Source organism: Paenibacillus sp. NPDC058367 (assembly GCF_042723305.1).
In the GTDB taxonomy this organism is placed as follows: Bacteria; Bacillota; Bacilli; order Paenibacillales; family Paenibacillaceae; genus Paenibacillus_AQ.
Genome location: NZ_JBHXIZ010000002.1, coordinates 464,973 through 491,552, shown reverse-complemented (window position 1 = coordinate 491,552; position 26,580 = coordinate 464,973). Strand labels below are relative to the sequence as shown.

The window sequence follows — 26,580 nt, the reverse complement described above, 5'->3', positions numbered from 1 at the left end:
TTATCTTCTCCTTTTAGATGAAAAATTAGTTGTGACGGCAAGTCGCCACCGCCATGTCACTATCGTGCTTGCTATGAATCCAGACAACGGGAAATCGATCCATACACGATTTACCCAGGCCAAGTGATTACTCGGAATCATAATTTCTACTACAACAGATGTCACCCATGCAGCGTATAGTCCAAATGAGGACCCGGCCATTGCGAATACCCCTACCACAACCAAGTGAGGTGCACCGATGACCCATCGCAAATGGCCCACTCGGCTGTGCAACAATAGTCCAATCATCAAGGCCTTCAAGGCCGATGCACCGCCAATTGTGGTCAATGCTGCTATTTGAAGCCCCCTATCTGCAGTAACCAATCCCCCGATACCTGCCATAATGGCAGGAGCAGCATAGGCCATTACAACTTCACGCCATAGTACAAAAGTCTTTTTCTTGGAACCAGCAGCCTTGATGCCGTAAACATCATCTGTCTGATTCGAGTATTTCATCTGGTTCATTTACTTGCTCCTTTCTTCTTTGAAGTAGTTCAATGATTGCGTTCAGCTAGATATAATTAGGTGCCTAACTATATAAGAGTAAAAATAGGCTAGCTTCACTAGCCCATTCTACTCATTACTGATGTTTCCCTTTGGTTTCGAGCCTAATTCGCCCGTAAGTGCTGAGATGCCTTGTGTAACTCGACCTAGCAAGTCGAGAAATACGCTGCGTTCTTCGATGTTGAGCAAGCCCACCATTGCTTCCAACCGAGCAAAATGCTCAGGAGCCATTTCACGGAGCTTCTTCGCTCCTTCTTCCGTTAAAACGACTGATTTCTGACGGCCATCGTCTGAGCTTGATCGCCGAGATACTAGCCCATCTCGTTCTAGAATGTCGATAAGACCAGTCACTGTAGCACGTGTAACGCCTAGATGCTCCGCTAATTGCGAAGGCAACTCTTCTCCTTCGTTATCTTCAAGATCTGCCAATAAACGATAACGCCCTGTTGATAAACCGAATCTAGAGAAATGAATCTCTGAGGCGTGTCCAAGCATGGCTCCCGCTGCCATTAGCCTAGACGCGACGAGTATAGCCTGTGCGTCTATGTCTAGGTTATAGCGATCAATCTGACGCTTGGATTGTACAAGCGAGGGAATAGCCTCAATGTCATTTATTTTTTTATTATTGTTGTTCATATATGTAGTATGGTCCCTAACTACTTTTGTGTCAACTCATTTTTATTGCACAACTCTTTATTTCTCCCAAAGCTCGATCAGTCGACCTTCAGGATCCTCAATCCAAACAAACTTTCCAAATTCACTAATTTCTTCTTTCTTTGCAAGTGGTATACCAATATGCTCAAGATGCTTAATAGTCTCGTCTAGATTATGTACTTGGAAATTTAACATCACTTGTTGTTCTGTTGGAAAATAACTGTCATCCTCGGTAAAGAAAGAAAAGATAGTCTCATTTCCTGATTGGGGCTTTATCACAGTCCCATTCCAATGATCTATTTCTATCTTCAAGGCCTCACTGTACCATTTTTTTATAACTTCAAGATTCTTAGTTCTCCAAAAGATTCCTCCGAAACCTTTGATCATCGTATTTATCTCCTGTCTGTCATCAATTTTTTAGCTATCCGTTCTCAATAGATATTCGAGATTTAAATTTAAGTTCCTTTTTCAACTATCTTGCCCATTAATTGAACAAATAAAAAACTACTGCCGTAGCAACCGCTATTCCACTATCGTGTCCCGTTAGCGCAATGAGTCTACTACATCAAGTGGATGCTGTATGGAAGATTTTAGGTAGATGTATTCATAGAATAATGGTACATTATTTTGGAATCAATAGCGCGCAAGTCAGGATATACATTTAGACTAATATTTTTATATTGGGGGATGGTACTGGCATGGACAAGAATTCTGTTTATAGAACAAATATTATAGGTGCTGGCGAGGTTGGTAGCGCTATCTCGGTCGATATGGACAAGAATGTTATTCATGAAACTAACAGCTTATTTTGGGATACAAAAGGAAATGATATTTTAGGAGCAACCGCGCTTCCTTTATATGGAGCATTCGTCTCAGAAGAAAAATGCCAGCTTTTTGGCGATATTTCAGGAAAAAAGATGTTGGAGATAGGCTGTGGAAGCGGTCAATCCTTGCAATATCTCGGGGAACGTAAAGCATCTGAACTATGGGGTATGGATATATCAGAAAACCAAATCGAAAAAACAAGAGAATACTTATCAGATCACGGACTTTCAGCAAAATTAATCTGTTCACCCATGGAAGAAAAATGTGGACTACCTGAGGATTATTTTGACTTTGTTTATTCGATTTATGCTATAGGCTGGACAACCGATCTTGAGGGTACTTTTAGCAGGATTGCTTCTTACCTAAAAAAAGACGGCGTTTTTATTTTCAGTTGGTCTCACCCTATACACAAATGTGTTGTTGCAGAAAATGATATGCTTGTTTTTAAAAAATGTTACTTCGATGAATCTTGGTATTCGGTAACTCTTGACGAAAGCACGCTAACATTAGCTGACCGTAAACTATCAACCTATGTGAATGCGCTCTCAAAAGCGGGACTTGTTATTGAAGAAATGATTGAGCAATCTGATGATGAAATTATTCAATTGCGGGACGATAACGACGATTTTGCAAAAAAAGCAAAGATGCTTCCTGTAACTTTCGTAATCAAAGCAAGAAAACTGTAATTTAGTAGTTGAAGATAAATGCCCGTTAATTGAATAAAGGCAGCCGATCATGTTGACTGATTGGCTGCCTTATCGCGTTTATTGAACTATCGTCTCCGGTTAGCTTAATTATGATTCCCGAAAGTCCATACATTCATCAAGTAAGTCTCGATTCCTTCATTCCTCTAATATTTGCACATTTTTAGCTGTCCTACGCTGAGAATCAACTATATTCGGAAACTCGAATAGGTCGAATTCAACTTTTTGACCCTCTTTAAGGAACCGAAAGCCGTTCGGTAACCTAATAGGGTCTGGTAGTATTTCGCTGAAGTGTACAAAAACATGGTTACCTTCCTGCCCGTCTAGCATTATCCGTCCGTAACCTTTATCTTCTTTGTACCATTGGACTATACCCCATCTTCTTTCCGCCACCTAAGCACCTCCTCTGTAACTTTATGGTACAACTCATTATGTGCTCACATCGCGTTGAATGAGTTATCTCATTTGATTTTTTTCGGAAACCCATTTACAAAAAGTATCATACCGAGAAACGCAAGGATTGGCACAAAGATATTATCGAAGAAGCTTGTAATATGAGTTTCAGGTAGGGCATTGAACATATTTGCTTCGTACAACGCTGCAATTTCATGGCTGCGAGCTATCAAAGAGCCTACTCGTTCGATTGCATAGATTACTCCAGCGGAAATTAGAAAGGATGCACCTAGTTTTCTGTAAAAGTCGTTGCCCATGAAATATTTGTCTCCTCCTCTATTTTTTATTGAGTACTTCTCCCACGATCCCACTTTACCACATTGTTCCAATTTTCTGGGTGTCAGAATATCATTACATAACCTAATGCTAATAATGTGACGCTATAGCGCCACAAATTGTAAGTATTCTGCCGACTAGTTGAACAATAAAAAACGGTTGCCGAAGCAGCCGCTATTCTACTATCGTTCTTCGTTAGCTTAATGATTTACTTTGCTTCGGACGAATCATATTGCTCTTTATTGAGAACTTCATGGATTATATTTGTTATGTCGTTAATTTTGCGGGAACAATATTTTAAAATAGGGTTAGCCCAATATTCGGGTCCAGTTTCTTCATCACCTATTTTCACTAAATGCAATGTATACGCACCCTCTGAACGCATAGCTGGATACCATCCTAAATCCAAAATCAAACCTGTCTTTTCATTTTTAAAATAGAATATATCCTCATGTAGCTCCCATACATAAGGAAATGAGTCGTCATGAAAGTCATCGGGATTAATTTCATAAAAATGATTCCATAAGACAGTCCAATCTGACGGAATATTTAATGGCACCAATTGTAGACTCATGTTAATAACACATCCCTTAACAATCTTCATATTCAAATCTCCGTGACTTGTCCAAGTTATCCTGCCCGTTACTTCAACGAAAAAAGCAGTCTACCGTAGCGTCTGCTCATTAATGTGTATCATTCAACTAAAGTTCTCCGTTAGTTCAATAGTCTTATGTTTTAATTAGAGTCGCTGCTTATAGTTGTGAGGCTTGCCGAACACCTAATGCAGTGACGTCCCGACGGGCTTAGGGGGCTGGATGTGGTCACTCGCTTCTCAGAGTGACCCGGAGCGTCAATATGGTGTTAGCCGAAGGAAGTTCTGGAAGCAGCCATTGCATTTAAGGCGTTCTCAAAATAGCTATATACTTCATCTGCAATTCCCAGAAACTCTTCAACAAGTACATTACTATCCAAGTAACAAGCATACAGATAATCAACTAAAGCGGAATCAATCTCACAATAGTTTAATATGGCATTCTTCATCTTAATAATGTCATCTTGCCATACACCTGTATCTTCTAAAACCAAAGAGTATAATGCACGAATTAATCTCTTAGAGTAACCTTTAATATATCTAGTTTTCATTGTGTTATCATTAGCATTAGAAAGTAAACTATGTATACGATCTACTTCCTCCTTGGTCTCTGTATTTAAGTCTAAAATGAACTCTGGAGAAATAATTATCGGTGGTACTTTTTCACCAACGTCATGACCATATATGCAAACACAAATTATCTTTACCCAAAAACCCCACTCATTTGGTTTACTTAATACATCGTCAATCGAGCAAATTATCGTATCAATCTTAGTTACTACTGGATATTCTTCCAAAAGCCTGTCTTTAATATTTGACAATCTTTCGTAATCAATATCTTTGGGATTTACACATACAATAGTAAAGTCTGCATCTGACTTAAAAGGTTTAGCAGTTCCTTTTGGAATCGAGCCACACATATAAATGCTATGAATCTTACCTTTAAATTCGGTAAGTATATTATCTATATACTTATCAACAAAATCCTTATATTCACTTTGTATTACAATTCTATTTATAACTTTTTCTAATATCATATAGACTCCTCCTAAACTAAGAACTTCTTTCGGCTAACGTCTTTTTTGCGAACTTCGTAAATTCATCATGACTTAAGTTATTCGCGAAATCATTCAACTATCCTGCCCGTTAGCTCAACAGCATCCACGATTTGACGCCTACTTCAATAAAAAAGAGAACAGGCCACCTGTGGCAGTCTGCTCCCTAATTATCTTGAATGCTCCTTACTTCGATATAAAGGAGTAATAAAACACCACTTCACTTCGACGGCCTTGATTTTAACGAGCGAAACTGATGAAACTAGCCGGTCATATGGCTATTTGGAAGGCTCGACAGGGCAAGAAAGGCATCGACAAAAACCAAGCAGACACCTATTATTTTAACCTTGAACAGTGCAAGCATTGTCCGTTTAAAGAGGGTTGTTATAAAGAAGGATCGAAGAGCAAAACCTACTCTGTAACGATTAAATCTGAAGAACATTCGGAACAGATTGCGTTCCAGGAAACAGAGTACTTTAAAGAAAAATCTAAGGAACGCTACAAAATTGAAGCGAAGAATAGCGAACTTAAACATGGGGACGGGTATGATGTAGCTACATCCTCGGGTCTGATTGGTATGGAATTACAAGGTGTGATGAAGATATTCGCCGTGAACTTAAAGTTTTTTGCAATGGTATGGAGCCGAGCTTAACCAGTTGAGAACCCTGCAGATCCCTTCGGATCGTCAGTTGATTTCTATGGTCAGGGAGCTTGTGAAATTCGCCCCCGGCTCCAGGGTGATTATTCCCTCTTTAGCTTGAAGTTCACCTTCGAAGACGTCCAAATCCGCTACTCCTTGCCAAGGCTCGATGCATATGAAGGGAGCGTTCAAAGGCTGCCAGATTCCGAGGTCGGGAAAACCCTTATAGCTGACAACTACGCTTTTGGAGGAGTGCTTGCTTCTAAGCGAAATCTGCCGAGAGCTCACATTTCGGAAAATCAATGCGCCTTCGGCGAACATTTCATGGGATAAAGGCAGGATGGTCTCTTGTTTCAGAACGGGCTCCGATTTGCCGCTGATCAGCAGGCCGTCCGAATTCAAGAACAACCTTTCAAGGTTTTCCGATTCAGCGAACACCAGATAGTAATCGTTCAGGCTACCGTTGTCATCAAGCGGACAATTGAACGCCGGGTGGGTTCCGAGCTGGAAGAAGATATCCTGTTCATCGCTATTTTCCACCCGGTAACTAAGTTCCAGTGTGCTTGCATTCAGTTTATATGTAATATATAGGTTGAATTTAAAAGGATAACTGGCCAGGGTTTTCTCATCATAAGAGAGGCGGTAAACCGCGTGGGTGTCGCTTTCTTGGACCAGCGTAAATTCGCTGCGTCTGGCGAATCCATGATTGCCGATCTTATAGGCTTTGCAGTCCACCTTAATCTCTCCATTCCGGGCCGTACCAATAACGGGAAACAGCACCGGAGAACGGCCTGTCCAATACGTGGCGTCACCGCTCCAGATGTATTCAGCTTCCGGATCCAGCTTTCTGAAGCTGATCAGTTCCGCCCCAAGGGTATTAATCTCAGCTTCCGCCGAGCTGCTGCGCAAAATTTTATTCATTGTTGTACTCCCTTTCATACTTATAGTCCAGATACCCATATTATATCAAAGTTCTTGAGGGAGTTGAGAAAAAGACAGCCAATTCATCAGCTGCCGTTTCTTCGTGCTTATTGAGCTCTCGTGTCCCGTTAGTTCAATGAAACTACGTGTCGTTCACGATCTTCAACGCAAACGGTCTAACATTGCGGGAGGGGCTTGTTCGATGGCCTCGAGGAACGCAAAATGATCAAAATCAAGGAAAACGACAGGTTGGATGAAGAACTGTTAATCCGTCTGCTTACGCAAGCATCCTCTGCTATCTAGCCTCGCAGTAGCAAAATAAGCCTATTTGCCCCCTATGGTACGGTGGCTGCAAACAGGCTTTTTGATTCCGCTTATATCATGATATGTCTTCGTTCAATGCCAGCCACTGCACCGCCGACCCGAACCTGATTGATTTCACCGCTCTCGCTCAGGCGCAATCCTGCCTTGATTTCAGAAGGACAATCCATCGAATACCCTTGCCTGAACATGACATTCTCTACCTCCCGCAAAGATCGTTGGCCATGTTGGTACAAATAGCTGAGCAGGGCACCGTTGGATGTTCCTGTCGCGCTCTCCTCGGGAATATCGTACAGCGGCGCAAAATTCCGGCATTCCGCAGCAGCATCGTCTGGAGTATCCATCGTGAACAGATGATATCCAACCACATCATATTTTTCGCTGATGGCGGTTATGGCATCAAAATTTGGCTGAACCTCATTCAAGAGCTTCCTGCTGCGGATCGGGATCATAATGTCCCGCAGGCCCGTCGAAACAATCTGGATCGGCAACCCGGTTTCCAGACCCTCGGCATCCATCCCCAAAGATGGGGCGATTTCCTCACAGGATATCCTTTCAAGAAATTGAGGTAAAGCCTGTGACAAATAAACAAGACCCTCGGAGCTAATATCGACATCCAGAATCCCTGCCTTGGTTTCTATCGAATAGGAGGTCCCTTCCTTTGACAAACCCAGCGAATGCATTAGTCCAAATGCAGCAATCGTGGCGTGTCCGCACAGATCAACTTCGCTGGCGGGGGTGAAATAGCGGATTTTGTAATCCGCAAGCAGGGATTTTTCCATAAAGGCCGTCTCCGAAAGGCCCAATTCCTTCGCTATGAGCTGCATTTCGGCAGCATCCAGAGAAAGGCCATCCTCCAAGACAACGCCTGCTGGATTACCGCCACGCTCCCCTTTCGCAAACGCATTTAACGTATACACTTCCACATTCATGTTCCGCTCTTCCTCTCTTTATCTTCAAAAAACTGATGTGCGCAACCGCACGTCCCACTCGCATTCAAGATCTTCCTTTTATCAATTTATTACTAGGTAAAGACGACAGGAGCGATTGAATTGTTGCGTTAATCTGCCCGTTAGCGTAATGATGATCTGTCATCTATGGTACGGTTCTACTTAATGGCGCGGCGAATTAATTTCATAAAGCACCCTCAATGCTTATAATATTCTAGCACGTAATCTTGCTTATGCAGAGTGTTAATGCCCACGGATGTCAAGATCACTTAATGGATAGTTACTACTGCCCCAAGTATAATCAATATAATAGTTAATTAGTTTTTCATCTGCTTTCAATGCTTTGAATTTCAAGTTACCATTAAGAAAATCAATGTTATTACTCACTTGTTTTTCAACGATGTAACTCCACTCATTCTCGCGATACTTTGAATAAAAATGATTTAATTCTTCTAAAGTTAGTTCCGATTTGATTAAAATAGCGCAAAAAAATTGCATTCCATTTCCATTCCCAATTAATTTTCCAGCTGATGATAAATCATCTATCAATTCAATTTTGTCTGGCAAAGATACTTTTACTAGATCTTTTTTATGGATTATGCAATATAACATTTTTAAAATTTCGATTTATTGGTATCTAATCCAATATCAACATTTCTGTTACTCAGCTAACCTGCCCGTTAGTTGAACAAATAAAAAACGGCTGCCGAAGCAACCGCTATTCCACTAACGTGTCCCGCTAGGTTAAATCAAGACCCTTTAAAAGCCAATAAATCTTTTGTGTTAATATGTTTAATATCAGAAATTTGCCCACTTGTAAGCATCTCATAAAGACCGTCAGGAACAAGTTTATACTGAAGGTTTTCTTCAAAATCATCTAAGCTCTTCCAAACAGCTATAAACTTTTTGTCCCCCTCAATCCCTTCAAATTCATTCTTGTTGTAGTCATCCATTCGACTAAAGCTCGCTTCATAAATAAAATCATATTCATGCCCAATTTCTCCGTACCAAGGGAAGATGTGCTCGATAATTCCTATCAATTTTGGTTCAATAATATCAATATTAATTTCCTCTTTTACTTCGCGTATTACAGCTGATTTGCTATCTTCCCCATACTCAATCGTGCCACCAACTGGGCGAAATGTAATGATACCATCTTCTTCCGGGAAATGTTCAAGTAATATTGATTCTCTTCTTTTAATAATGCAAAGAGAACAAGCTCTATATCGCAAATTTTTCACTCCTCATAGTATTTTGTTTTTCAAATATATTCCATATAAGCATTGCGTTATCCTGCCCGTTAGTTGAGAAACAGCAGCCAATTAACTTGGCTGCCGTTTATTCACGTTTATGCTCTATTAAGTTATAAAATTCAAAATATCATCGGGTTCAACCAGTGAAATATTGTTTTCCATATTATATCGGGCACGCTTCAAGAACTCCCTAGACCAACCATCGAGTGCTTCAATATTTCCGTTTCGATAGAGAGCTGAATAAAGGATAGCTTGTCTCAAATCCATAAATAGTGGTAAGTCTCTTAACAATCTTATATCAATCGTATTTTCCTTTTCGTAACCTTCCAAGAACGAAGTTAGATACCTTTTCACAAAAGTTGGAACATCTTCATCTGGACTAGGCACTGCAATACCATAGAATAAGTTAACAGAAATATCTTGCGTGAACCATCCATATTGACATTCATCGAAGTCAAATACAGCGATGCTTCCATTTAGTTGAACTGTATAGTTACCAAAACAAAAATCACCATGAATAAGTCCAAAATTTTCACTATCACGTGATAATTTATGGATACTCTGCATCAAGGATTCAAAATGAGCGATTACAAGGCTCTGGGAAGAAGGAATATATGTTATGAATTCTTGAAGATAACTATTTTCATGCCAGTCGTATCGTGTTATCTCGGCTGTACTAGGAACATATTTTTTAGCTAGTGCGTGCATTCTCCCTGCAATTTCTCCCAATTTATTAAACTCTTCATTTTGAGATATTTCATCACTCCATGAGGCACCAAGCCCTTTTTGGAATGCTACAACAAAAAAACCATCCATCTTTTCAATTAGCTCGCCGTTACTTGATTTCACTGGAGTGGATACTGGAACACCGTTTTTCGCAAGATATTGTATCCATTCTAATTCACCATGTATAAGCTCCAGCGTCCTGTGAGATTCATGTATTATCCGAATGATGAGATTACGTGCTTTGTTTTTACTACCATAGGTAAAGTTTTGATTCTTCCCCAATAAAATTAACTCTTCAGGTATGAACCCATACCTTTTTGCTGCTTCAACTACAATCTTATCCGTAAAAAAGGCTTCAATTGTTGGATTCATATTTCACCTCATTATTTTTAATTCAAAGTGTTATCTCCATTCTAGTTCATTCTCTATTAGCACTTCTTTCCTCGAAGATTTTTCACGATAGTATTTTCCATTTTTCTACCTATTTCCATATATGCATAAAAAGAAGATAGACATTAGGTTTTATTTGTAAATAACTGCCACGTAACCTGCCGATTAGTTCAATGATTAATTACTAGTATTCAATGAGTTTCTTGTCAATTCCTGCAATTTCGCCGATCTTTCATATACCCTCCCATAGATTATTGACTTAACATCAGTAGGTACTTTCTTTCGTACTCCACTACGATTTGGAGAAAAGTAAGAATTGATTTTTTTTCCAAAATACGTTATTTTATAGAAAGCTTAGCGATAAGCAAGTTCCTGACACGAAGGGAGATGTGTTTTAATGGCAACTACTTATATGGTGGTTTGGTCTTAAAACTGAATAGTAGGCATACGCGAAAAAAGCGGGGAAACGCCCCTATTATTTGGTATGCCATCCGAAGTAACCTTTCGTGAATATTGCTGTTTGCAAGATACGATGAAGGTCGTGTCTTTTTTGCGTCCTGATGCCGCGTGACAGCAGCTTCTTTAGAGGCTGCTTGTACGTGGCATTTTTGCGTCCAAAAACAACATTAAAGGAGCTAACAAAAAAACTATGATAAATCTGAAAACCTATGGCTATACAGAAATAGAAGCAATTCCCGACGGATTATTGCCCGGCAGGGTGACAGAGCTTCGGCGCGAGCGCTTCACGGTCATGACCGAGCGCGGCGAAGTAACGGCGGTGCTCAAAGGAGCATTCTATCACAGCGTGGAAACACACGTAGATTTTCCGTGCGTCGGTGATTTTGTCTTGCTGCACTTCAACGAGAGCGGAGATTCTCTCATCGTTACGGTATTGCCCCGTCGCTCCAAGTTCTCACGCGCGGATTACTCAGGGCATGCTGTAGGCTATGCCAAAACCATCCGGGAACAGGTAGTCGCGACTAATTTTGACTATGTATTTATCCTTACTTCTCTGAATTGGGATTTCAACATTACACGCATCATGCGGTACCTGACACAAGCTAGACAGAGCGGCGGTCAGCCGGTCATCATTCTAACCAAGTCTGATCTCGTTGAAGATTATAATCTCACGCTCGCAGAAGTCACACAAAGCATCTCTGATGTTCCTGTTCACGCGATCTGCAGCCATACCGGCCAGGGGCTGAACGAGCTTGATCCCTACTTGATGCCTGGTAAAACAGTCGTCTTTCTCGGCATGTCCGGCGTCGGCAAATCGTCTCTGCTCAATGCATTGATAGAACAGGAAGTAATGAAAGTTCAGGCGATTCGGGAGGTTGACAGCCGGGGGCGGCATACGACAACGCACCGTCAGCTGTTCATGCTCCCCTCCGGTACGATGGTCATCGATACGCCGGGTATGCGTGAGCTCGGGCTTTTTGATGCCGGTGAAGGCATACGCGCAAGCTTTACCGATGTGGAGGATTGGTTCCCGCAATGCCGGTTTGCAGATTGCCGCCATCAGGGCGAGCCGGGCTGTGCCGTTCTCGCCGCGCTTGCCGACGGTTCGTTGCCGCGTGAACGGTGGGAGTATTATGTTGCCCAGCAGCATGAGCACAAGTATGTCCAGGATAAAACAAGCTACCTCATCGACAAGAGGGCTCGAAATAAAACGATAGCTATGTCAAGCAAGCAAACGAAGAAAAACGGAGGATGGAAGAAATGAATATTAAATTTGAAACGCTGATCTATGCTTTAAGCCGACAGTTCAAGAAGGATATTATCTCGGCTGACTGCCAAACCATGCCTTTACAGGGCGGAACTGTGGGAAATGTGCACCTGATAAACGGGATCGCCAAAACCGCAGATGGTGAAAAAATGCCGTACCGTATCGTGCTGAAAATTCAAAAGAAATGGGAACGTTACAACGATCCGGATTCCTGGCGCCGGGAATATGATCTCTATATGTCTGACTTGGGAATGACGTTCTCGGATACCTTCCGCTGGCCGACATGTTACCATGCGGAGATAAATGCCGAAGAAAATGAATTCCAGCTGTGGCTGGAATATATCGATGGCGTAACCGGTTTAGACTTAACCGGTGACATGTATGAAGAGGCGGCGCTGGAGTTAGGACGCTATCAAGGCAAGCTGTATGCGGAGAAGCCCGCTGTGCTGCAGAGCCTGACAAACCTGAGCCATGCAGATCTCATGAAGAATACGTATCTGCATTACCGGTCGTGGCCAGTCGTCTACGATTATATACGCTCGGAGGACTGCGAATTCCCGCAGCACATGCGGCAAATGCTCATCGACATCGATGAGCACGCAGATGAGATACTCGCCCGCATCGAGCAATTGCCCCTAGTGCTATGCCACCGGGACTTCTGGGTGACCAACCTGATCTATGCCGACGGAAAAATCGCACTCATCGACTGGGATACATGCGGTTGGGGCTACATGGGTGAGGATCTCGCAAGCTTGATTGCGGATGAAGCTGATATCGATCACATGGTCGAATACTACCAACGATGTGTCCCTGCGTATTACAACGGTTTTTCGGAGTATGCAGATGCATCCCCTATCGCCGATAATTGCGTCTTCGAATTGATCCTTCTCATATTCGGGTACAGGCTTGTAGAGTGGTATCTCCACACAGTGGGCGATGACGAGAAAACAAAGTGTCTTCATACGCTCCAAAAAATCCATGAAATGAAAACCAGCCCTGTGCAGGGTTAACTCTAAAAAAAGAACTCCGAAACCCCTTGAATATAGGTGGGTTTTCGGAGTTTCTTTCATTACTCTCATTCGGTGAATCGACAATTGAAATAAAGTCCTAGACTGTCACTACTCCACTTAACTAACGTGTTCTGTTAGCGAAAAAGTTATTATTAACAGTCTTTTTTATAGGACAAAAAAGAATCTAGTTTAATGAATTGTTGTTTCGAGAACTCTGTCCAGATCATGTGATGCTTCAATAATGGCTGGCTCCAAATTGCTCAACCATTCGGAATACTCTAAACGTGTTACCATGGATGGATCCTTCCTTAGCTCCTTGCATCTCTTCAAATTATCTTTCCATCCGCTACTAAGATGTAAATGCCCCCAATCTGCTGCTTGGCTTTTAGACAAGATGACACCTTCCTGCCACCAAGCTATAAATTTAGAAGCTAATAGGAGCCAGTCGACGGAATGTAGACTATTTCCCTTGCCAAACTTCCGCATACACTTGGCATATTCCTTAAAAAAACTAATGAACTCTTCCTTCGAATACGATGGAATATTGTCTAGATGGGACTCACCATACAACAAGATACTCTGCTCCTTGATCGTGTGCATGGTGAACAGATCTAATTGATTTTCTGTCCAGTCGGATTCGCGCTTTGTTCCCCACCATAAGCCACTGCCCTTTTCCCCACTCAGCATATTAATCGTAAGAAAGGCACCCTCAAGCATATCGATATAGAGGTTGGGGATTTGTCTATCAACGGATCTTCTAAGAAGGGATGATCTATAATTGGATCTTTGTTTATTTAGAAATTCGATTTCATTTTGGCTTAGGTCCTCTCCAATTACGACGAGAAAATCCAAATCCCCGTATCCCGGGGATAAATCATTGTGTATGGCCGAACCGTAAAGGTAAATGCTTCGCAACTTTCTATTAAGTATGGCACGGATATCTTCCACAAATATGGACAAAGATTGCTCAAGTGTTTCGTCTTCAAATGATTGGATAAACAATTCAATCGCTCCATTTTGAATTTCTATTTTCAGTAGCGTTCCCGTAGTTATGTATCTGAGATCACTCACAATAACCCAGTAATGCTTATGGGTTGATATCCGCTAAACTTTCGCCTTCTTTAGATTGTAATAGCATGACATGAGCCTCTGCTACAGCATTACGAAACAACTTGTCTGTCAATTCGATGCGATCTACTATATCTTCTACGGTTTTTACACCATATAGCTTTTCCAAGGTTAGTACCACTTCGACAGGAAAATCCCGAGACGCATGAACCAAGAAGCTGTCAGCTTGGAATGGTGTATAGATTATCCGAAGTACATCTACAAGTGGATTCACAACATACTTATGATAGTAAATCAACGACTCTAAAAAAAGCCCACGTTTTGTATATTTGACAGCTCGGTTCCTTTGACTGTAAATACCCTGAGCACGTATCAATTGTGATTGAAGTTGTGAATGGTGAGTCGTGTGATCAACGTTTTGATACTTCACGATACCTGTCTTATCTATCAATATAACGGGTACGACAGTTTTGTCTTCGTTAATGAATAAAACAGGGACACTCTCACTTTGGATCGTCACGTCAACTAAGAGACTATCAGATGACTCCTGTAGGTGGTAAACCTTGTAGCGGTTATTTGTGGGTCGACCAGTTTCTTCATAGGCAATATCTACTTTTCCTAATCGATGCATACAGGCATCCAATCGGGTGAATGCAGCATCTATGCAGCCTTCTTTTGTATAGCACACCAAATCGATATCAGAATACTCGTCCAAAGTTTTAGTACCATCTGAACCCTCTAGCCAGATAGCTAAAATATAATTTTCAATTCCAAGGTCTGATACAATTGCGTTTTGAATGGTCTCACGGTTAATCGTCATAGCTAAACCTCCCATGTATTTTCATATAATAATAGTTTTATCACCGGTTTACTCCTGTCATTTTGGAAAGTTTTCGTTTTAAACTCTCTTTTTTAATAATTGAATCTTTTCAAATAATCACTAATTATACTCTGATCCTGATGCCACCATAACATTGGAAAATCATACTTTTTTGCAAACCCTAACTTTTTCGCTAGCTGTATTGATCGTTCATTGCCAGCGTCACAATTATAATTCGGCACTAGATTATGGTTCAGACAATGTTCGATAAATGCTACACCCGTGAGTGTTGCTAGCCCTTTATTCTGGTATTCATCCACGGTTACGATATCAATAGCTGCATACCCTCCACCCACAAAATAAGAATTGCAAACACTTGCAAAATCATCATCCATCACAAGACAGTAACCAAACCCTCGATCCGAAAAGTGTTGTGCCGAACTCCATAACGAATCATAAGAAGCGTCCATTTCATTCTTGTATTTATCGAATAGCGCTTTATCCATCCGTTTCATAACAAATTGTTCTGGCAATGCGTTAGGTTTTTTTAGATGTTGGAATTTGGATAGATCGAATGTAAAAGAAGAACGGTGCAATAATACGGTCTTTCCCGCTAAACTTTCGCTAATTTGAAACAGTAGTTCGGGTGTTGAAGCATAAAGATCGTAATATTTTGAATGATTTTGATCATTTCGCAAAAATTCAACTACATCGCTCATGAAGCACTCATTGTCGCCCCTCTTAACCAAAAAATACTGTCCATATGAATTGATAATAAGACTGCAGGTAGGATTTTCGTTGTGATCAACAAACACTTTTCCAGATTGATTTCGCTCAATTACGGAATACGCAAACACAGGTTCATATGCTAGATTTTTCAACAGTGGCAGAACGTGTGCGTAGTTTTCTTTAGATAATTCTATCATTTCATCTCTCCCTTCAAATTTCATCATTAGATAAGTTCCTTGTTAAATTAACCTGAACACAGTTGAACAAATAAAAACGGCTGCCGAAGCAACCGCTATTACACTAACCTTCCCCGTTACCGGAATGTATCATCTCGAGCATAGTAATTCATACTTCATCTTCAAATATACTTTTTAAAATCAAATCTGCGCATTCTTCGGAAGTGTTTAAATGTGTATTGACAGTACAATTATACTGGATATCTTTTGCCATTATTTTGTGTTGCCAATCAGATTGGTCTTCGGTTCTATTTTCTCGTGCAATATTTCTCTGACGGCAAATGTCTAAAGGGCAAAACACTTCAACAATGTATAATGGGTAACCAGAAAATATATTGTTCACTTTTTCATAATGCGGTTTCAACTCAGGCCTTTCTACCATAATGCCATCAATAAGTACATTTTTACCATGGTCAGAAAATAATTTGGCTGTATGATACATCATGATAATTGCTTCACTTAAATACTTCCAATAATCTTCACGAAGATAACGTTCACCTATCATTTCTTCAAAAAGGTCATTGGCAACAACATAAAAAAATTCATGCGATTTTAACTGTAAAGCATCTACTATTGATGTTTTTCCAGAGCTCGTAACACCGTTCAAAAATACGATTCTACCCTTGTTCATCCTGTTAATGCCCCTTATTAATTCAATTAATCTCATTTTAATATTTAAACTGTAAGTCTGGAAATAAAAAACAACTATAATTGAACTATACTACCGTTAGTGAACAAATAAAAAACGGCTGCCGAAGCAACCGCTATTCCTCTATCGAGTCCCGTTAGCACAGCGAAGTGTTGTTACTGCACTAAACTGAACAATTATTAATCATTGCGAAAAAATACTAAGCACCAAATTGTCTTAAATGATGGTCTAGATGTTTATAAATCCCTTTACCCCATTGCTCAGGAGTAAACTTGCCAAAAAAAGGATGCGGATGGGATGAACATTTCTCCGGACCGTTTCTTTGGAAAGTTAAAATCTTTTGTTTCAGTTTTTCTTTTTCTGTCATAAAGTCTCTTTCATCTACAATAAGTATGGTCGGAATTGTTGACATATTGTGTGGTACCGGCTTGTCATTATAGAAAATAGAATTCACAAACCTTCCTATTAACCTTCCTAGCCAATATCTAGGGGGAAAGGAATTTCCCAATGCGATATCTTGAAATGCTGAGCAGTGAGCCAACATTTGAGCAACATTCATGGTTCCCCATTGTGGTTTTGAATTTGGACTTAAATTCTCGATACGGTTCAGTATTTCTGCTGTATGCAATTCATTGTATATATTTTCCATTGGCACGCTCCATTAAATTTATCTGAGGAAGTTCACATATGGTGTAGTCCGATGCGATTTCCTGCATAATCTAGAATCTTCTGGTTTGTCTATTATATTCATAATTGCATCAGTACAATTCGACAGCATGCTGTCATTCTAATATTTACTATTTCCCATCAACTAACCTTTGCTCACTATCCTGCCCATTAGTTGAACAAATAAAAAACAGCTGCCTACGCAACCGCTATTCTACTAACGTTTACCTATGTCGTCCCTCATCAACCCTATTCTTCGCCAGTACTCTTATATCTTCGTCATCATCGTTCAATAAAATAGTTAAAACTCGAAATGTCACTTTTTTGTTATAGACAATTCGTTTTCTAATTGAGCTATCTAAATCTTTTGCCAGTTTCATTTGTAAACTTTCTGGTAGTCGATTTTTTGTAGCAACATTAAATCTAACCCTTTCATCTGCATCGTCAGCTAGAATTTCCATAATCTCAATAGGAATTGATTTATTATGTGCTCCCATTCACGCATTTCAGGGTACGTTTCAATTACTTGTAACCAAACCTCAAAAGGTGCTTCATCCCATGCAGCCTTCAGATATTCCTCCATGTTATCACTAAGCCTTAACCTTACAAATTCTTCAGCCGAATTAATCATCATTCAACCCCGATAAACAGATTTATTCACATTTTAACATAAAAATTTAGTTCAACTAACCTGCCGTTAGTTGAACAAATAAAAAACGGCTGCCGAAGCAACCGCTATCGGTTAACTTTCATCTTTGAAATGAAAATGTTCATGATGGATCGTATCCATTCCAACCAACTTACTACTCTTTCTATGGTAATATGCGAAGTTATTATTTCGGAAAATCAGTTGAAGCATCAGCAACGAAAATCCCCCAAACATAATCATTTGGCATATAATTCACCCGTCTCCTTTATCGCTCAATAAGACAAAGAGCAGCTGCCGCGGCGATCTGCTCCTTGTTTTAAGTAACTATCGTTCCCCGTTAGTTGAACAGACTCGAACGGCTACTACCAGACACTGTTAAACGATTAAAAGGCCCTGATTTTCCGCTTTCGCTTTTCTTATTTATCTTCTTTTGGCATTGGCAATGGTACTTTCCAATCCAGGTCATAGCTCTTTTTTGCCAATTCTGAAGTAAGACTGAGCTTTTGAGGGAGTTCTTTCATTTCATCACTTTGCAATTTTATTCGGATATGGTTTCTGCCTTGTTCATCCTTTCCCATCATTTTAAAATCTCCACCTGTTACATTGAATATTTTGCCCTTTTCATCTTCTATAGTCCAACCAAAACGATTAATAATTTTATCTGTGTCATCATCCATTAAAATCGTATCTGCTACATTAATATATGATATATCCTTTAAATAAGCCTCTAGCAAAATAGTAGCGTGCTTCTCATTCTTTGGAGATGCTTCATTTAATGGTTCGTCAAAGGTTACGGACATGATCTCAATCGTTTTGCCATCCTCATCTACTCTTACAGGTTTTTCAGCAAGCTGTTTTGGCTCAAATGATACACCTAGCTCATACGGTTCTGTTTTTTCTAAAGAATCCAATACAAGTGTATATTGATGATCAGGAGACAGTGGAGCAAATCCATACTTCCGATTGGAATGACCGTATTCTCCCACAGCCTTGCGTGGAATATCAAGCGCCCTAGTTAAATCTTTTACTTTTTCTCCTTTTTCATTTTCAACATGAAAATTCAGTTTATAATCATCATAGCGAACATAAGGATCAACTGAATCTAGTTTTCCTTTCACTTGTTTACTTTCCTCTACTAATCTTTTCTTTGCCTCTTCCGTCCATTTCGTTTCATAATCCACACGAGCAGCAGTCGGTGAATGCATAATGCTATTTAGATTGATTTGCAGTCCCTGTGGTGTAGTATACGTTTTATCGATTGATAGCACCTTGGATGCCTTAATTGCTTTTTCTAAATCAATAGGAATCTGTAAGGCCCAATTTCCTTTAACAGAGTCGATCTGATTCCCCTCAAACTGTAATAAAAGGTTTTGATCTTCTGTTTCCCCCGGTTTTTTTAGAGTGAGATATCCGTAATTTTCTTGGATTTCTACCATATACGTTTTAGTTTCTTTAATCACATTCCCTTTCAAATCTGTTACCTCTACGTTACTTATGTGAAGCTTATCCGGATGAATAAAGTTCTTTTGCTGATCCTTGATCGAATAAACAGCCACAATTCTCATCGGATCAGCCAATATCTCCTCTATTTCAAGAGTATAGCCCCGATCAGTAACAGAGGCATTTACCTTCTGTGAAAAACCTTCCTGTGCTGCATATTGCAGTTCTTTATCAGAACCATTAAATAGCGATTTAACATAGGCCGCAAAGGTAGGACTTACCGATATCGTTAGAAGCAAAGCGCAGCTGATTAAGACAGGAAGTACCAAAGTACTTAGTAAACGCGACCTTTTTCTTTTATAGGCCACCACTTGGTCAGGAATCACAAAACTAGGCTGATCCAATTCTCCAGCAACATTTTTTAGAGTTTGTGCAATTTGTTTGTCAAGATTAGTCATGCATGTTCACTCCCATCTCGGTAAATACCTGTGTTTCTTTGTTTATTTGTATTTTTTCAGCAATTAACTTTCTGGCCTTATGTAGCCTTGATTTTACCGTTCCCTCAAATACACCAAGGATTTTTGCAATTTCAGCTATACTAAACTCCTCATAATAGTAAAGGATAACTACTGAGCGATGTTTCAGCGTCATCATCTGAATCGCTCGCCAAATCTGTTGCTCTTTCTCCTTTTGAAGAATACTCTCCAATGGGTTTTGCCCAGGGTCAATAGAGTCCAAATATTCTTCCGTTTTTTTCTTTCTACGCACCATATTAAGTGCACGATGTGTCACAATTTTTATAAACCAAGCTCGAAACGATGTCCCTTTTCGTTCATCATATCGATAAAGTGATTGATACGCTTCCCATAGTGCTTCTTGAACGGCATCCTGAGCTAGATGATAATCATGGACGATCAAAAAAGCGACTCGAAATGCACTAGTTAAGTGAGGTTGAACAAGTGTTTCAAAATCAACTTGACCTCCTTCCTTGGGTATTGGAAAATGATGATTTTCTTTCACTTAAAAGACCTCCTCGTTTTTCCTTTCACTTCTTATTCACCAGTTCTCGTATTTTGGTTCATAAAAAGAGGAAAAAACTTTTCCCTCACTTGGGTGAACTGCTACTTGCGAGGTTATCAATAAATTTCCCCTTCTTATCGGTGGCACTTAAATATATACTGCAGCGAAAACGAAAAAGGTTGGGGAGTTCAGGAAAAATTTATTCAACTATCCTTCCCTTTAGCTTAATGCCGCTCCCAATCTAGTTCTAGATTAGGCTTCTCATCAAATAAAAAAAGACCGTTTCGGTCTTTTGTGCAACTTCGAACACCCCAACTCATGTTACAATACAACCTGAACTCATACTTTACGAAGGCGGTTGATACTGTTGATTTACATCATCAAATTTGTATACAGCTTTGTGCTTCCTCCAGGACTTTTCATCCTGCTTCTGCTCGGTCTTGTCATTTGGTTATGGAAAAAGAACCGTCGTCCTGCGCTTGTCCTGCTTGGCGTTACACTGCTTATGTATTTCTCCATGACTTCTTTAGTCAGCGATGCGTTAATCGGAGGTTTAGAACGAAAATATCCTCAACCGGATACATTGCAAGGAGATGTCATCGTTGTGCTTGGTGGAGGTGCAAGCTCTGGGACACCGGATATTGATGGCGAAGGCAACTTATATGGATCAGCAGCGAATCGGCTAATTACAGCTGTACGACTACATAATGCGAGTGGTTTACCCATCCTATTCTCTGGTGGACAAGTCTTCTCCGACAGCGGCAATGAAGCGGATATCGCCAAAAGACAACTCCTTGGACTCGGTGTCCCCGAAGAGGATATCCTGACCGACAATCAATCTCTTAACACGGAGCAGAATGCTGTAAATACCGCCGCAATCCTACAAGAGAAGGGACTTAAGCGTCCTGTACTAGTCACATCAGGGTTTCATATGCCCCGCTCGATGCAGCACTTCAAGAATGCAGGGCTAACAGCGCAAGCTTTTCCTACAGATTATATCGCCAGCGCTGAATTTTCGTTGCAACCCTCAAAGTTCACTCCTTCGCCAGGAGCCATCTCCACTACAGGCACAGCCTTGAAGGAGTATTTAGGTCTTCTTGTTGCTCATCTATTTAATTAGATCTGTGAATTTCGCATTTGTTACCCCTGCAAGAAGCTGCGGTGATACATCCATTTGTTGACCAATTTTTCCGGCGCTAACGGCTATCGTTTCCTGACTTTCTGCGCTGCTATCAATGAACGTTGGATATAGCTTTTTCATACCGACTGGTGAACATCCACCACGGATATAACCCGTCCACTTCTGCAAGTCCTTCACTGGCAGCATCTCAATCTTTTTCTCTCCGGCGGCCTTGGCCGCCTTTTTGAGATCCAGCTCCTCAGCAACCGGTATAACAAATACATAAAGATTTGCTCCGCTATGAGCGACCAAAGTTTTAAAAACCGTCTCTGCCGCCTTTCCTATCTTCTCCGCAACTGCCGTACCATGGATTAGTCCATCCTCGTTGTCATAAACAAACACTTCATATCCAATTTTCTTCGCATCTAGCATTCGCATCGCGTTGGTTTTGGTTACTGCCATATCTGATCTACCTCTCTTTAATCTATTCGATACTATATGGTCAAAGAGGCCCCAAAGCCAACATGGCTCACAGGACCTCTTATTGCTGCGTTCCCATTAATCTCTGGGATAATTAACTTGCATAATATCCATAAACGGAACTTTTTCGATACCTTCGTTTTTACTGATGTGTACTTTTCCTGTCCGCGAGTCCATTTCTACAATCGTTCCGCGCACCTGTTCTTCTTTTCCCCATACGGTCAATAAAATCTCAGAACCTTCTTGCTTCGCTTCAACTAGCTGATTGCCTAGCTCCTCAAGTACAAATTCATCTCTTGTGGGCCGCTTGGCCACTTTTGCTTTTGCCACTCTACTCCTCCAATAAGCGATTACAGGTATTAAGTATTTTAAAATACTAAGTATGAATGCTCTCGTTTATTATATCATGTTTCAGTTTAAGGCTCGAACCCCTTCTGGCTCAAGAAAAGCTCATCTTCATTAAAAACACTCCGGAGTCCATCGTACACCCTGCGATAAGCCGCCGGATCGTACCATTCTTCCAATTGCAGCTCTTCATAAAGGGAATAAATACCTAATCTCCGTGTCCGTTTGCCCCCACTGCCATCTCCCATAAAATAATCGTCGATACAGACCCTATCCACCAAACCCCTTAGGATCTCTGGAAAAGAAGTGCTGCTTGGCAATACCGGAGCGATGGTTGCTTGAACAGGAATGCCCGCTTCACGCAGTAATTTCAGTGTCTTTAATCTTGCAGAAATGGGCGGAGCACTTGGTGTGAATTTTTTGCGAATATCTTCACGATCCGTCTCTACAGTCATACTCACGCGAACCTTGTCTTCTAAGCGTAATAATAAATCTATATCTCTGCGTACGAGCGGACTGCGCGTCTGCACGAACAGAAAATCGGGCGGGGTCTCCACCATAACCTCCAGCAAAGCTCTGGTTACCTGCTCCTTGTGCTCTATCGGTTGGTATGGATCTGTACTAGAGGACATAAAGATGGAGACCGGTCCTTTGGACTTTGCTTTCTGGAGTTCTTTGCGTAAGATAGCTGCAGCTTCTTGTTTGACATCTACCCACGTTCCCCATTCCTCTTGGCGAAACAGTGAAACAGGCATTTGACGCACATAACAATAAGAACAGCCATAAGTACAGCCGGTATATGGGTTTAAAGAATGACTATATCCGTTCAGATAACCCGTCCCTTTATTTAGTAAGGTCTTTGGGGTTTTGTACTGGACCTCAATATTCATAATTCTAGAGCACTCTTTCCACTTTCCAAATTAAGCAGCCTAGTCTTCATCTCTAATCCCCCGCGGTAGCCAGTTAATGTTCCATTCTTGCCAATGACTCGGTGGCAGGGCACTGTAATTAGTATCGGATTTGCACCTATGGCCGTCCCTACCGCGCGTACTGCAGCAGGCTTTTGAATATGTGTGGCGATGTCCGAATAAGACCACGTTTGTCCATATGGGATTTCACATAACGCTTTCCACACCGCGAGTTGAAATGGAGTCCCACGATAGTCAAAAGGAATGCTGAATGCCTGCCGTACCCCTTGCAAATATTCGATCAGTTCCTGTACAAATGGAACCATTTTCTCATCGTCCTGCACCAGTTTACTTTCAGGAAATCTACGGCTGATCCAGTCACTCATTTCTTCGAATGGCTTCTGCTGCGACCCCACATAACTTAATCCTTTCTCCGACGCTGCGATATAGAAACTCCATTCCTTATAAGCTAGCAATGTCCAGTATATGATTGCACTTGGTCTATTCTCCATTTTTCTGTACCTCCATGAATAATTCAGAATGATTCGTTAATTCTAATTTGTTAAGCTGTCGATACTTCGTTGGGGTAAGCCCCGTCTTTTTCTTAAATAAGGTAATAAAATACGACGTATTTGGCAGACCCACATGTAATCCAATATCAGCTACATCCCGATCCGTGGTAACCAAATATTCAGATGCCTGATCGATTCTCTTTTGCTGTATATAATCCGCTGGAGTGATTCCCATTACTTTCTTGAAGGTTCGATGGAGATGATAAGGGCTTCCATGACAGACTTCTGCCAGCGTTTCAAGAGTAAGAGGTTCATGATAATGTTTGTCGATATATTCAGTCATTACAGCCACCCATTCCTTATCCGGCAGCCGCTCACCCGTCGGTTTGCATCTTTTACAGGGACGAAATCCAGATTCTAATGCTTGTTCTGCATTTTGAAAGATACGTGCATTCTCACGATTAGGTGCTTTGGACTTGCAGGAAGGTCGGCAAAAGATTCCCGTAGTCTTCACAGCATAAAAGAATTTTTCGTTATAAGCTGCATCATTTTTCAAAATAGCCTGCCATTGCTCCTCAGTCATCTTTTCCACTTCTCCACTCTTATCCATACGATTCACCTCTAAACCAAGTATACCCCGCTACTGGGTCATCTGTACTCATTCTAGAATGTAAAAGCAAGATAGTGAAATCCAAGAATGGTGAGATTGCTCGTAATTACACTTTGTTTATCGAATCCGCACTTCCTTTGTCAGCCTTGCAGGGAGCAGCAATTGAACAACGAATTACTCATAACATGACTACCTGAACTGGAGGAATCAAAATGGAAATTCTGAAAACAAAGGATGCCGCAGAGCTGCTGTCAGTAAGCCAGACTACGATCAAACGTTGGGCTGCTATGTTCCCTGATTTTTTTCCAAAAGACCGGTTTGGCCACTATACATTCTCAGAGCAGCAAATCAGCTTGCTTAGTCATATTAAAGACCGCATTAATCACGGAGAACCACTAGAGAGTATTCAATTAACTGACTCGAATGAAAAGCAGATGTCTACGTCACCGCAAGATCCACTTCATCCCACAGACGCTGAGCCTATGCAAGATATATTATCCCGGATTCATTATATTGAACGTACACTCGATCAAAAAGCCGACGAAGTAGTCATGATACAGTTGCTTCAGCAGCGTGAAGAGCTTGAGGATCTGCGGATAATGATCAAACAATTAGCAGCAACCCTAGAACCCATGCAAGCTTCAAAAGGCAACGTCTTCACATCTAACGAAGCTTCTCGTCCCGTTACTACTACAAGGTTGCCCTCTCCACCAAGAAAACGTGGTCTATTACGCTCATTCTTTTTCCTGTAAGCCTGAAACGCAAAAGAACCTACTTCTAACAAACGTTGAAGTAGGTTCTTTTTAAATATCGTAGGACATGGATGACAAAGTCAGCGATTAACGGTTAGGTAATCCCCTATTGCTTCTGCAATAAAGCGGAGCCTGCGATTCCTGGATGCGTCATTTCGTATGGGTCCAGAATCAGATTGAGCTCTTCCTCGGATAACACATTATACTTAAGGCACAATTCACGAACAGATTCTCCTGTCAAAATCGCCTCACGAGCAATACGTGAAACCACTTCGTAGCCCAAATGTGGGTTAACCGCAGTAATGATTCCGACACTCCGCTCCACATCCCGCTCTAGCTTCTCTTTATTGGCTTCAATACCAGCCAGACAGAAATCTGTGAAGACTTGGAAGGAGTTGTTCATGATGCTGATGGACTGAATGAGATTAAACACTAGAACTGGCTCCATAACATTCAGTTCCAGTTGACCCGCTTGGGAAGCCAGACAGATTGTATGGTCATTTCCTATCACTTGAAAAGCTACCTGATTGATGACCTCTGCCATAACCGGATTAACTTTACCTGGCATAATGGAGGAACCAGGCTGGCGAGCAGGTAGTGAAATTTCATTAAACCCTGTCCGCGGGCCGGAGGCCATGAGTCGAAGATCATTAGCAATCTTGGACATGTTCATCATGCAGACTTTTAGCGCAGCAGATACTTCTGTGTATGCATCTGTATTTTGCGTAGCATCCACAAGATGATCTGCAGTAACTAGCGGCAATCCACTTATTTCGGCCAAATGTTCTACAACCACTTCGATATATCGAGGGTCAGCATTTAATCCAGTTCCTACTGCCGTTGCCCCCATATTCACTTCATACAAATGATGACGTGTATGTTCAATACGTTTGATATCTCTCTCAAGTACTCTGCGATAAGCCTCGAACTCTTGGCCCAGACGAATTGGCACTGCATCTTGTAGATGCGTGCGTCCCATTTTTATAACCGGATCAAATTCCTTGGCTTTGTCTGCAAACACCTCATGCATTCTGCGCATAGTAACAAGCAGTTGTTCCAGAAGAGAAAGCGTCGCAATATGAATAGCCGTCGGGAATGCATCATTTGTAGACTGCGCCATATTCACATGAGAGTTGGGACTTAAATGACGATAGTCTCCTTTTTCATGACCAAGCAGCTCTAATGCTCGGTTAGCAATGACTTCATTGGCATTCATATTTAACGAGGTACCTGCACCACCCTGTATAGGGTCTACAATAAATTGTTCGTGCCATTGACCTTTGATGATCTCATCTGCTGCTTTCACAACAACTTCTCCAAGCCCACGATAGAGCCTGCCAATTTCCATATTTGCAAGCGCAGCGGCTTTCTTTACGATCCCCATCGCTTTGATTAATTCATTGTGCACTCTATAACCCGTAATTGGAAAATTCTCTACTGCGCGTAATGTCTGAATCCCATAGTATGCGTTCTTATCTACTTGTTTGCTGCCTAGAAAATCATTTTCTACACGAAATTCAGTTCCTGTCACAGTAAA

General features: G+C 41.1%; 32 protein-coding genes and 1 pseudogene. 7 read left to right on the top strand and 26 right to left on the bottom strand.

Annotated features, from left to right (window positions below; translation table 11 throughout):
• The 3 genes from ACFWMP_RS12890 to ACFWMP_RS12880 all read right to left on the bottom strand — a co-directional run bounded on the left by ACFWMP_RS12890 (window position 1) and on the right by ACFWMP_RS12880 (window position 1,584).
• Window positions 1-504, bottom strand: a complete 504-nt coding sequence (locus ACFWMP_RS12890; RefSeq protein WP_379423856.1) for a hypothetical protein — start codon at window positions 502-504, stop codon at window positions 1-3.
• Between the two features lie 108 nt (window positions 505-612).
• A complete protein-coding gene (locus ACFWMP_RS12885) occupies window positions 613-1,179 on the bottom strand; it encodes a MarR family winged helix-turn-helix transcriptional regulator (protein ID WP_042189233.1) in 567 nt (188 codons plus the stop codon).
• A gap of 57 nt (window positions 1,180-1,236) precedes the next feature.
• Window positions 1,237-1,584 carry a VOC family protein gene (locus ACFWMP_RS12880; RefSeq protein ID WP_042189236.1) on the bottom strand — a complete coding sequence of 116 codons (348 nt, stop codon included), beginning with the start codon at window positions 1,582-1,584 and terminating at the stop codon, window positions 1,237-1,239.
• 311 nt (window positions 1,585-1,895) lie between these two features.
• Here ACFWMP_RS12880 and ACFWMP_RS12875 point away from each other — a divergent pair, with 311 nt between their 5' ends.
• Window positions 1,896-2,708, top strand: a complete 813-nt coding sequence (locus ACFWMP_RS12875; protein ID WP_339265387.1) for a class I SAM-dependent methyltransferase — start codon at window positions 1,896-1,898, stop codon at window positions 2,706-2,708.
• 156 nt (window positions 2,709-2,864) lie between these two features.
• Here ACFWMP_RS12875 and ACFWMP_RS12870 read toward each other — a convergent pair whose 3' ends face one another.
• The 4 genes from ACFWMP_RS12870 to ACFWMP_RS12855 form a co-directional block, all read right to left on the bottom strand.
• Window positions 2,865-3,119 (bottom strand): cold-shock protein, encoded by a 255-nt coding sequence (locus ACFWMP_RS12870; protein WP_339265389.1) that lies wholly within the window; start codon window positions 3,117-3,119, stop codon window positions 2,865-2,867.
• Between the two features lie 68 nt (window positions 3,120-3,187).
• Window positions 3,188-3,436 carry a hypothetical protein gene (locus ACFWMP_RS12865; protein ID WP_339265391.1) on the bottom strand — a complete coding sequence of 83 codons (249 nt, stop codon included), beginning with the start codon at window positions 3,434-3,436 and terminating at the stop codon, window positions 3,188-3,190.
• Window positions 3,437-3,663: 227 nt separating this feature from the next.
• On the bottom strand, window positions 3,664-4,059 hold the full coding sequence (locus tag ACFWMP_RS12860; RefSeq protein ID WP_379423855.1) for a hypothetical protein: 396 nt from the start codon (window positions 4,057-4,059) through the stop codon (window positions 3,664-3,666).
• A 257-nt stretch (window positions 4,060-4,316) separates the two neighbouring features.
• Window positions 4,317-5,084, bottom strand: coding sequence for a nucleotidyltransferase domain-containing protein (locus tag ACFWMP_RS12855; RefSeq protein WP_283908869.1), 768 nt, complete (start codon window positions 5,082-5,084; stop codon window positions 4,317-4,319).
• Window positions 5,085-5,367: 283 nt separating this feature from the next.
• Here ACFWMP_RS12855 and ACFWMP_RS12850 point away from each other — a divergent pair.
• Window positions 5,368-5,754 (top strand): annotated as a pseudogene (locus tag ACFWMP_RS12850) (transposase); the annotation flags it as partial.
• 33 nt (window positions 5,755-5,787) lie between these two features.
• Here the strand turns inward: ACFWMP_RS12850 and ACFWMP_RS12845 are convergent.
• The 5 genes from ACFWMP_RS12845 to ACFWMP_RS12825 all read right to left on the bottom strand — a co-directional run bounded on the left by ACFWMP_RS12845 (window position 5,788) and on the right by ACFWMP_RS12825 (window position 10,285).
• Window positions 5,788-6,663 carry an aldose 1-epimerase family protein gene (locus ACFWMP_RS12845; protein ID WP_379423854.1) on the bottom strand — a complete coding sequence of 292 codons (876 nt, stop codon included), beginning with the start codon at window positions 6,661-6,663 and terminating at the stop codon, window positions 5,788-5,790.
• 374 nt (window positions 6,664-7,037) lie between these two features.
• Window positions 7,038-7,916, bottom strand: a complete 879-nt coding sequence (locus ACFWMP_RS12840) for a PhzF family phenazine biosynthesis protein (RefSeq protein WP_341053284.1) — start codon at window positions 7,914-7,916, stop codon at window positions 7,038-7,040.
• A 261-nt stretch (window positions 7,917-8,177) separates the two neighbouring features.
• Window positions 8,178-8,501, bottom strand: a complete 324-nt coding sequence (locus tag ACFWMP_RS12835) for a hypothetical protein (RefSeq protein ID WP_379423853.1) — start codon at window positions 8,499-8,501, stop codon at window positions 8,178-8,180.
• Window positions 8,502-8,683: 182 nt separating this feature from the next.
• Window positions 8,684-9,166, bottom strand: coding sequence for an NUDIX hydrolase (locus ACFWMP_RS12830; protein ID WP_379423852.1), 483 nt, complete (start codon window positions 9,164-9,166; stop codon window positions 8,684-8,686).
• Between the two features lie 126 nt (window positions 9,167-9,292).
• A complete protein-coding gene (locus tag ACFWMP_RS12825) occupies window positions 9,293-10,285 on the bottom strand; it encodes a phosphotransferase enzyme family protein (RefSeq protein WP_379423851.1) in 993 nt (330 codons plus the stop codon).
• 667 nt (window positions 10,286-10,952) lie between these two features.
• Here ACFWMP_RS12825 and rsgA point away from each other — a divergent pair.
• Both rsgA and ACFWMP_RS12815 read left to right on the top strand, forming a co-directional pair.
• Window positions 10,953-12,026 (top strand): ribosome small subunit-dependent GTPase A, encoded by a 1,074-nt coding sequence (gene rsgA, locus ACFWMP_RS12820; RefSeq protein ID WP_042189259.1) that lies wholly within the window; start codon window positions 10,953-10,955, stop codon window positions 12,024-12,026.
• The gene (locus tag ACFWMP_RS12815) at window positions 12,023-13,039 is read left to right on the top strand and encodes an aminoglycoside phosphotransferase family protein (protein ID WP_379423850.1); all 1,017 of its coding nucleotides are present in this window, start codon (window positions 12,023-12,025) and stop codon (window positions 13,037-13,039) included. The genes rsgA and ACFWMP_RS12815 overlap by 4 nt, the downstream gene beginning before the upstream one ends.
• A gap of 189 nt (window positions 13,040-13,228) precedes the next feature.
• Here ACFWMP_RS12815 and ACFWMP_RS12810 read toward each other — a convergent pair whose 3' ends face one another.
• From ACFWMP_RS12810 to ACFWMP_RS12775, 8 genes are all read right to left on the bottom strand, one after another.
• Entirely contained in the window at window positions 13,229-14,110 is an 882-nt protein-coding gene (locus tag ACFWMP_RS12810; protein WP_379423849.1) for a nucleotidyltransferase domain-containing protein, read from the bottom strand.
• A gap of 16 nt (window positions 14,111-14,126) precedes the next feature.
• Window positions 14,127-14,927, bottom strand: coding sequence for an aminoglycoside 6-adenylyltransferase (locus ACFWMP_RS12805; RefSeq protein WP_379423848.1), 801 nt, complete (start codon window positions 14,925-14,927; stop codon window positions 14,127-14,129).
• Window positions 14,928-15,019: 92 nt separating this feature from the next.
• On the bottom strand, window positions 15,020-15,880 hold the full coding sequence (locus ACFWMP_RS12800) for a GNAT family N-acetyltransferase (protein ID WP_379423847.1): 861 nt from the start codon (window positions 15,878-15,880) through the stop codon (window positions 15,020-15,022).
• A 121-nt stretch (window positions 15,881-16,001) separates the two neighbouring features.
• Entirely contained in the window at window positions 16,002-16,523 is a 522-nt protein-coding gene (locus ACFWMP_RS12795; RefSeq protein WP_076300624.1) for a phosphotransferase-like protein, read from the bottom strand.
• 217 nt (window positions 16,524-16,740) lie between these two features.
• Complete coding sequence (locus ACFWMP_RS12790) at window positions 16,741-17,190, bottom strand: DUF1569 domain-containing protein (RefSeq protein WP_042189271.1); 450 nt, start codon at window positions 17,188-17,190, stop codon at window positions 16,741-16,743.
• 241 nt (window positions 17,191-17,431) lie between these two features.
• Window positions 17,432-17,704: a hypothetical protein gene (locus tag ACFWMP_RS12785; protein WP_379423846.1), complete on the bottom strand. Its 273-nt coding sequence runs from the start codon at window positions 17,702-17,704 to the stop codon at window positions 17,432-17,434.
• Between the two features lie 568 nt (window positions 17,705-18,272).
• The gene (locus ACFWMP_RS12780; RefSeq protein ID WP_379423845.1) at window positions 18,273-19,754 is read right to left on the bottom strand and encodes a DUF4179 domain-containing protein; all 1,482 of its coding nucleotides are present in this window, start codon (window positions 19,752-19,754) and stop codon (window positions 18,273-18,275) included.
• Window positions 19,747-20,316: an RNA polymerase sigma factor gene (locus ACFWMP_RS12775; RefSeq protein ID WP_379423844.1), complete on the bottom strand. Its 570-nt coding sequence runs from the start codon at window positions 20,314-20,316 to the stop codon at window positions 19,747-19,749. The genes ACFWMP_RS12780 and ACFWMP_RS12775 overlap by 8 nt, the downstream gene beginning before the upstream one ends.
• 367 nt (window positions 20,317-20,683) lie before the next feature.
• On the opposite strand from ACFWMP_RS12775, the gene ACFWMP_RS12770 reads away from it, so the two are divergent.
• Window positions 20,684-21,436, top strand: coding sequence for a YdcF family protein (locus ACFWMP_RS12770; RefSeq protein ID WP_339241988.1), 753 nt, complete (start codon window positions 20,684-20,686; stop codon window positions 21,434-21,436).
• On the opposite strand, the gene ybaK is transcribed toward ACFWMP_RS12770, so the two are convergent.
• From ybaK to ACFWMP_RS12745, 5 genes are all read right to left on the bottom strand, one after another.
• Window positions 21,425-21,898 (bottom strand): Cys-tRNA(Pro) deacylase, encoded by a 474-nt coding sequence (gene ybaK, locus ACFWMP_RS12765; RefSeq protein WP_042189283.1) that lies wholly within the window; start codon window positions 21,896-21,898, stop codon window positions 21,425-21,427. The genes ACFWMP_RS12770 and ybaK overlap by 12 nt on opposite strands.
• 96 nt (window positions 21,899-21,994) lie before the next feature.
• Complete coding sequence (locus ACFWMP_RS12760) at window positions 21,995-22,246, bottom strand: YolD-like family protein (protein WP_042189285.1); 252 nt, start codon at window positions 22,244-22,246, stop codon at window positions 21,995-21,997.
• Between the two features lie 86 nt (window positions 22,247-22,332).
• Window positions 22,333-23,151, bottom strand: a complete 819-nt coding sequence (locus tag ACFWMP_RS12755) for an SPL family radical SAM protein (RefSeq protein ID WP_379423843.1) — start codon at window positions 23,149-23,151, stop codon at window positions 22,333-22,335.
• On the bottom strand, window positions 23,148-23,681 hold the full coding sequence (locus ACFWMP_RS12750) for a methylated-DNA--[protein]-cysteine S-methyltransferase (protein ID WP_379423842.1): 534 nt from the start codon (window positions 23,679-23,681) through the stop codon (window positions 23,148-23,150). Before ACFWMP_RS12750 ends, ACFWMP_RS12755 begins: the two co-directional genes overlap by 4 nt.
• The gene (locus tag ACFWMP_RS12745; protein WP_339796570.1) at window positions 23,671-24,291 is read right to left on the bottom strand and encodes a bifunctional transcriptional activator/DNA repair enzyme AdaA; all 621 of its coding nucleotides are present in this window, start codon (window positions 24,289-24,291) and stop codon (window positions 23,671-23,673) included. Before ACFWMP_RS12745 ends, ACFWMP_RS12750 begins: the two co-directional genes overlap by 11 nt.
• A gap of 74 nt (window positions 24,292-24,365) precedes the next feature.
• Between ACFWMP_RS12745 and ACFWMP_RS12740 the strand changes: the two genes are divergently transcribed.
• Both ACFWMP_RS12740 and ACFWMP_RS12735 read left to right on the top strand, forming a co-directional pair.
• Window positions 24,366-24,488 (top strand): hypothetical protein, encoded by a 123-nt coding sequence (locus tag ACFWMP_RS12740; RefSeq protein WP_339241999.1) that lies wholly within the window; start codon window positions 24,366-24,368, stop codon window positions 24,486-24,488.
• 15 nt (window positions 24,489-24,503) lie between these two features.
• Window positions 24,504-25,043 (top strand): MerR family transcriptional regulator, encoded by a 540-nt coding sequence (locus tag ACFWMP_RS12735; RefSeq protein WP_042189294.1) that lies wholly within the window; start codon window positions 24,504-24,506, stop codon window positions 25,041-25,043.
• Between the two features lie 106 nt (window positions 25,044-25,149).
• Here the strand turns inward: ACFWMP_RS12735 and aspA are convergent, their stop codons facing one another.
• Complete coding sequence (gene aspA / locus ACFWMP_RS12730) at window positions 25,150-26,574, bottom strand: aspartate ammonia-lyase (RefSeq protein ID WP_379423841.1); 1,425 nt, start codon at window positions 26,572-26,574, stop codon at window positions 25,150-25,152.
• Window positions 26,575-26,580 lie beyond the last annotated feature (6 nt).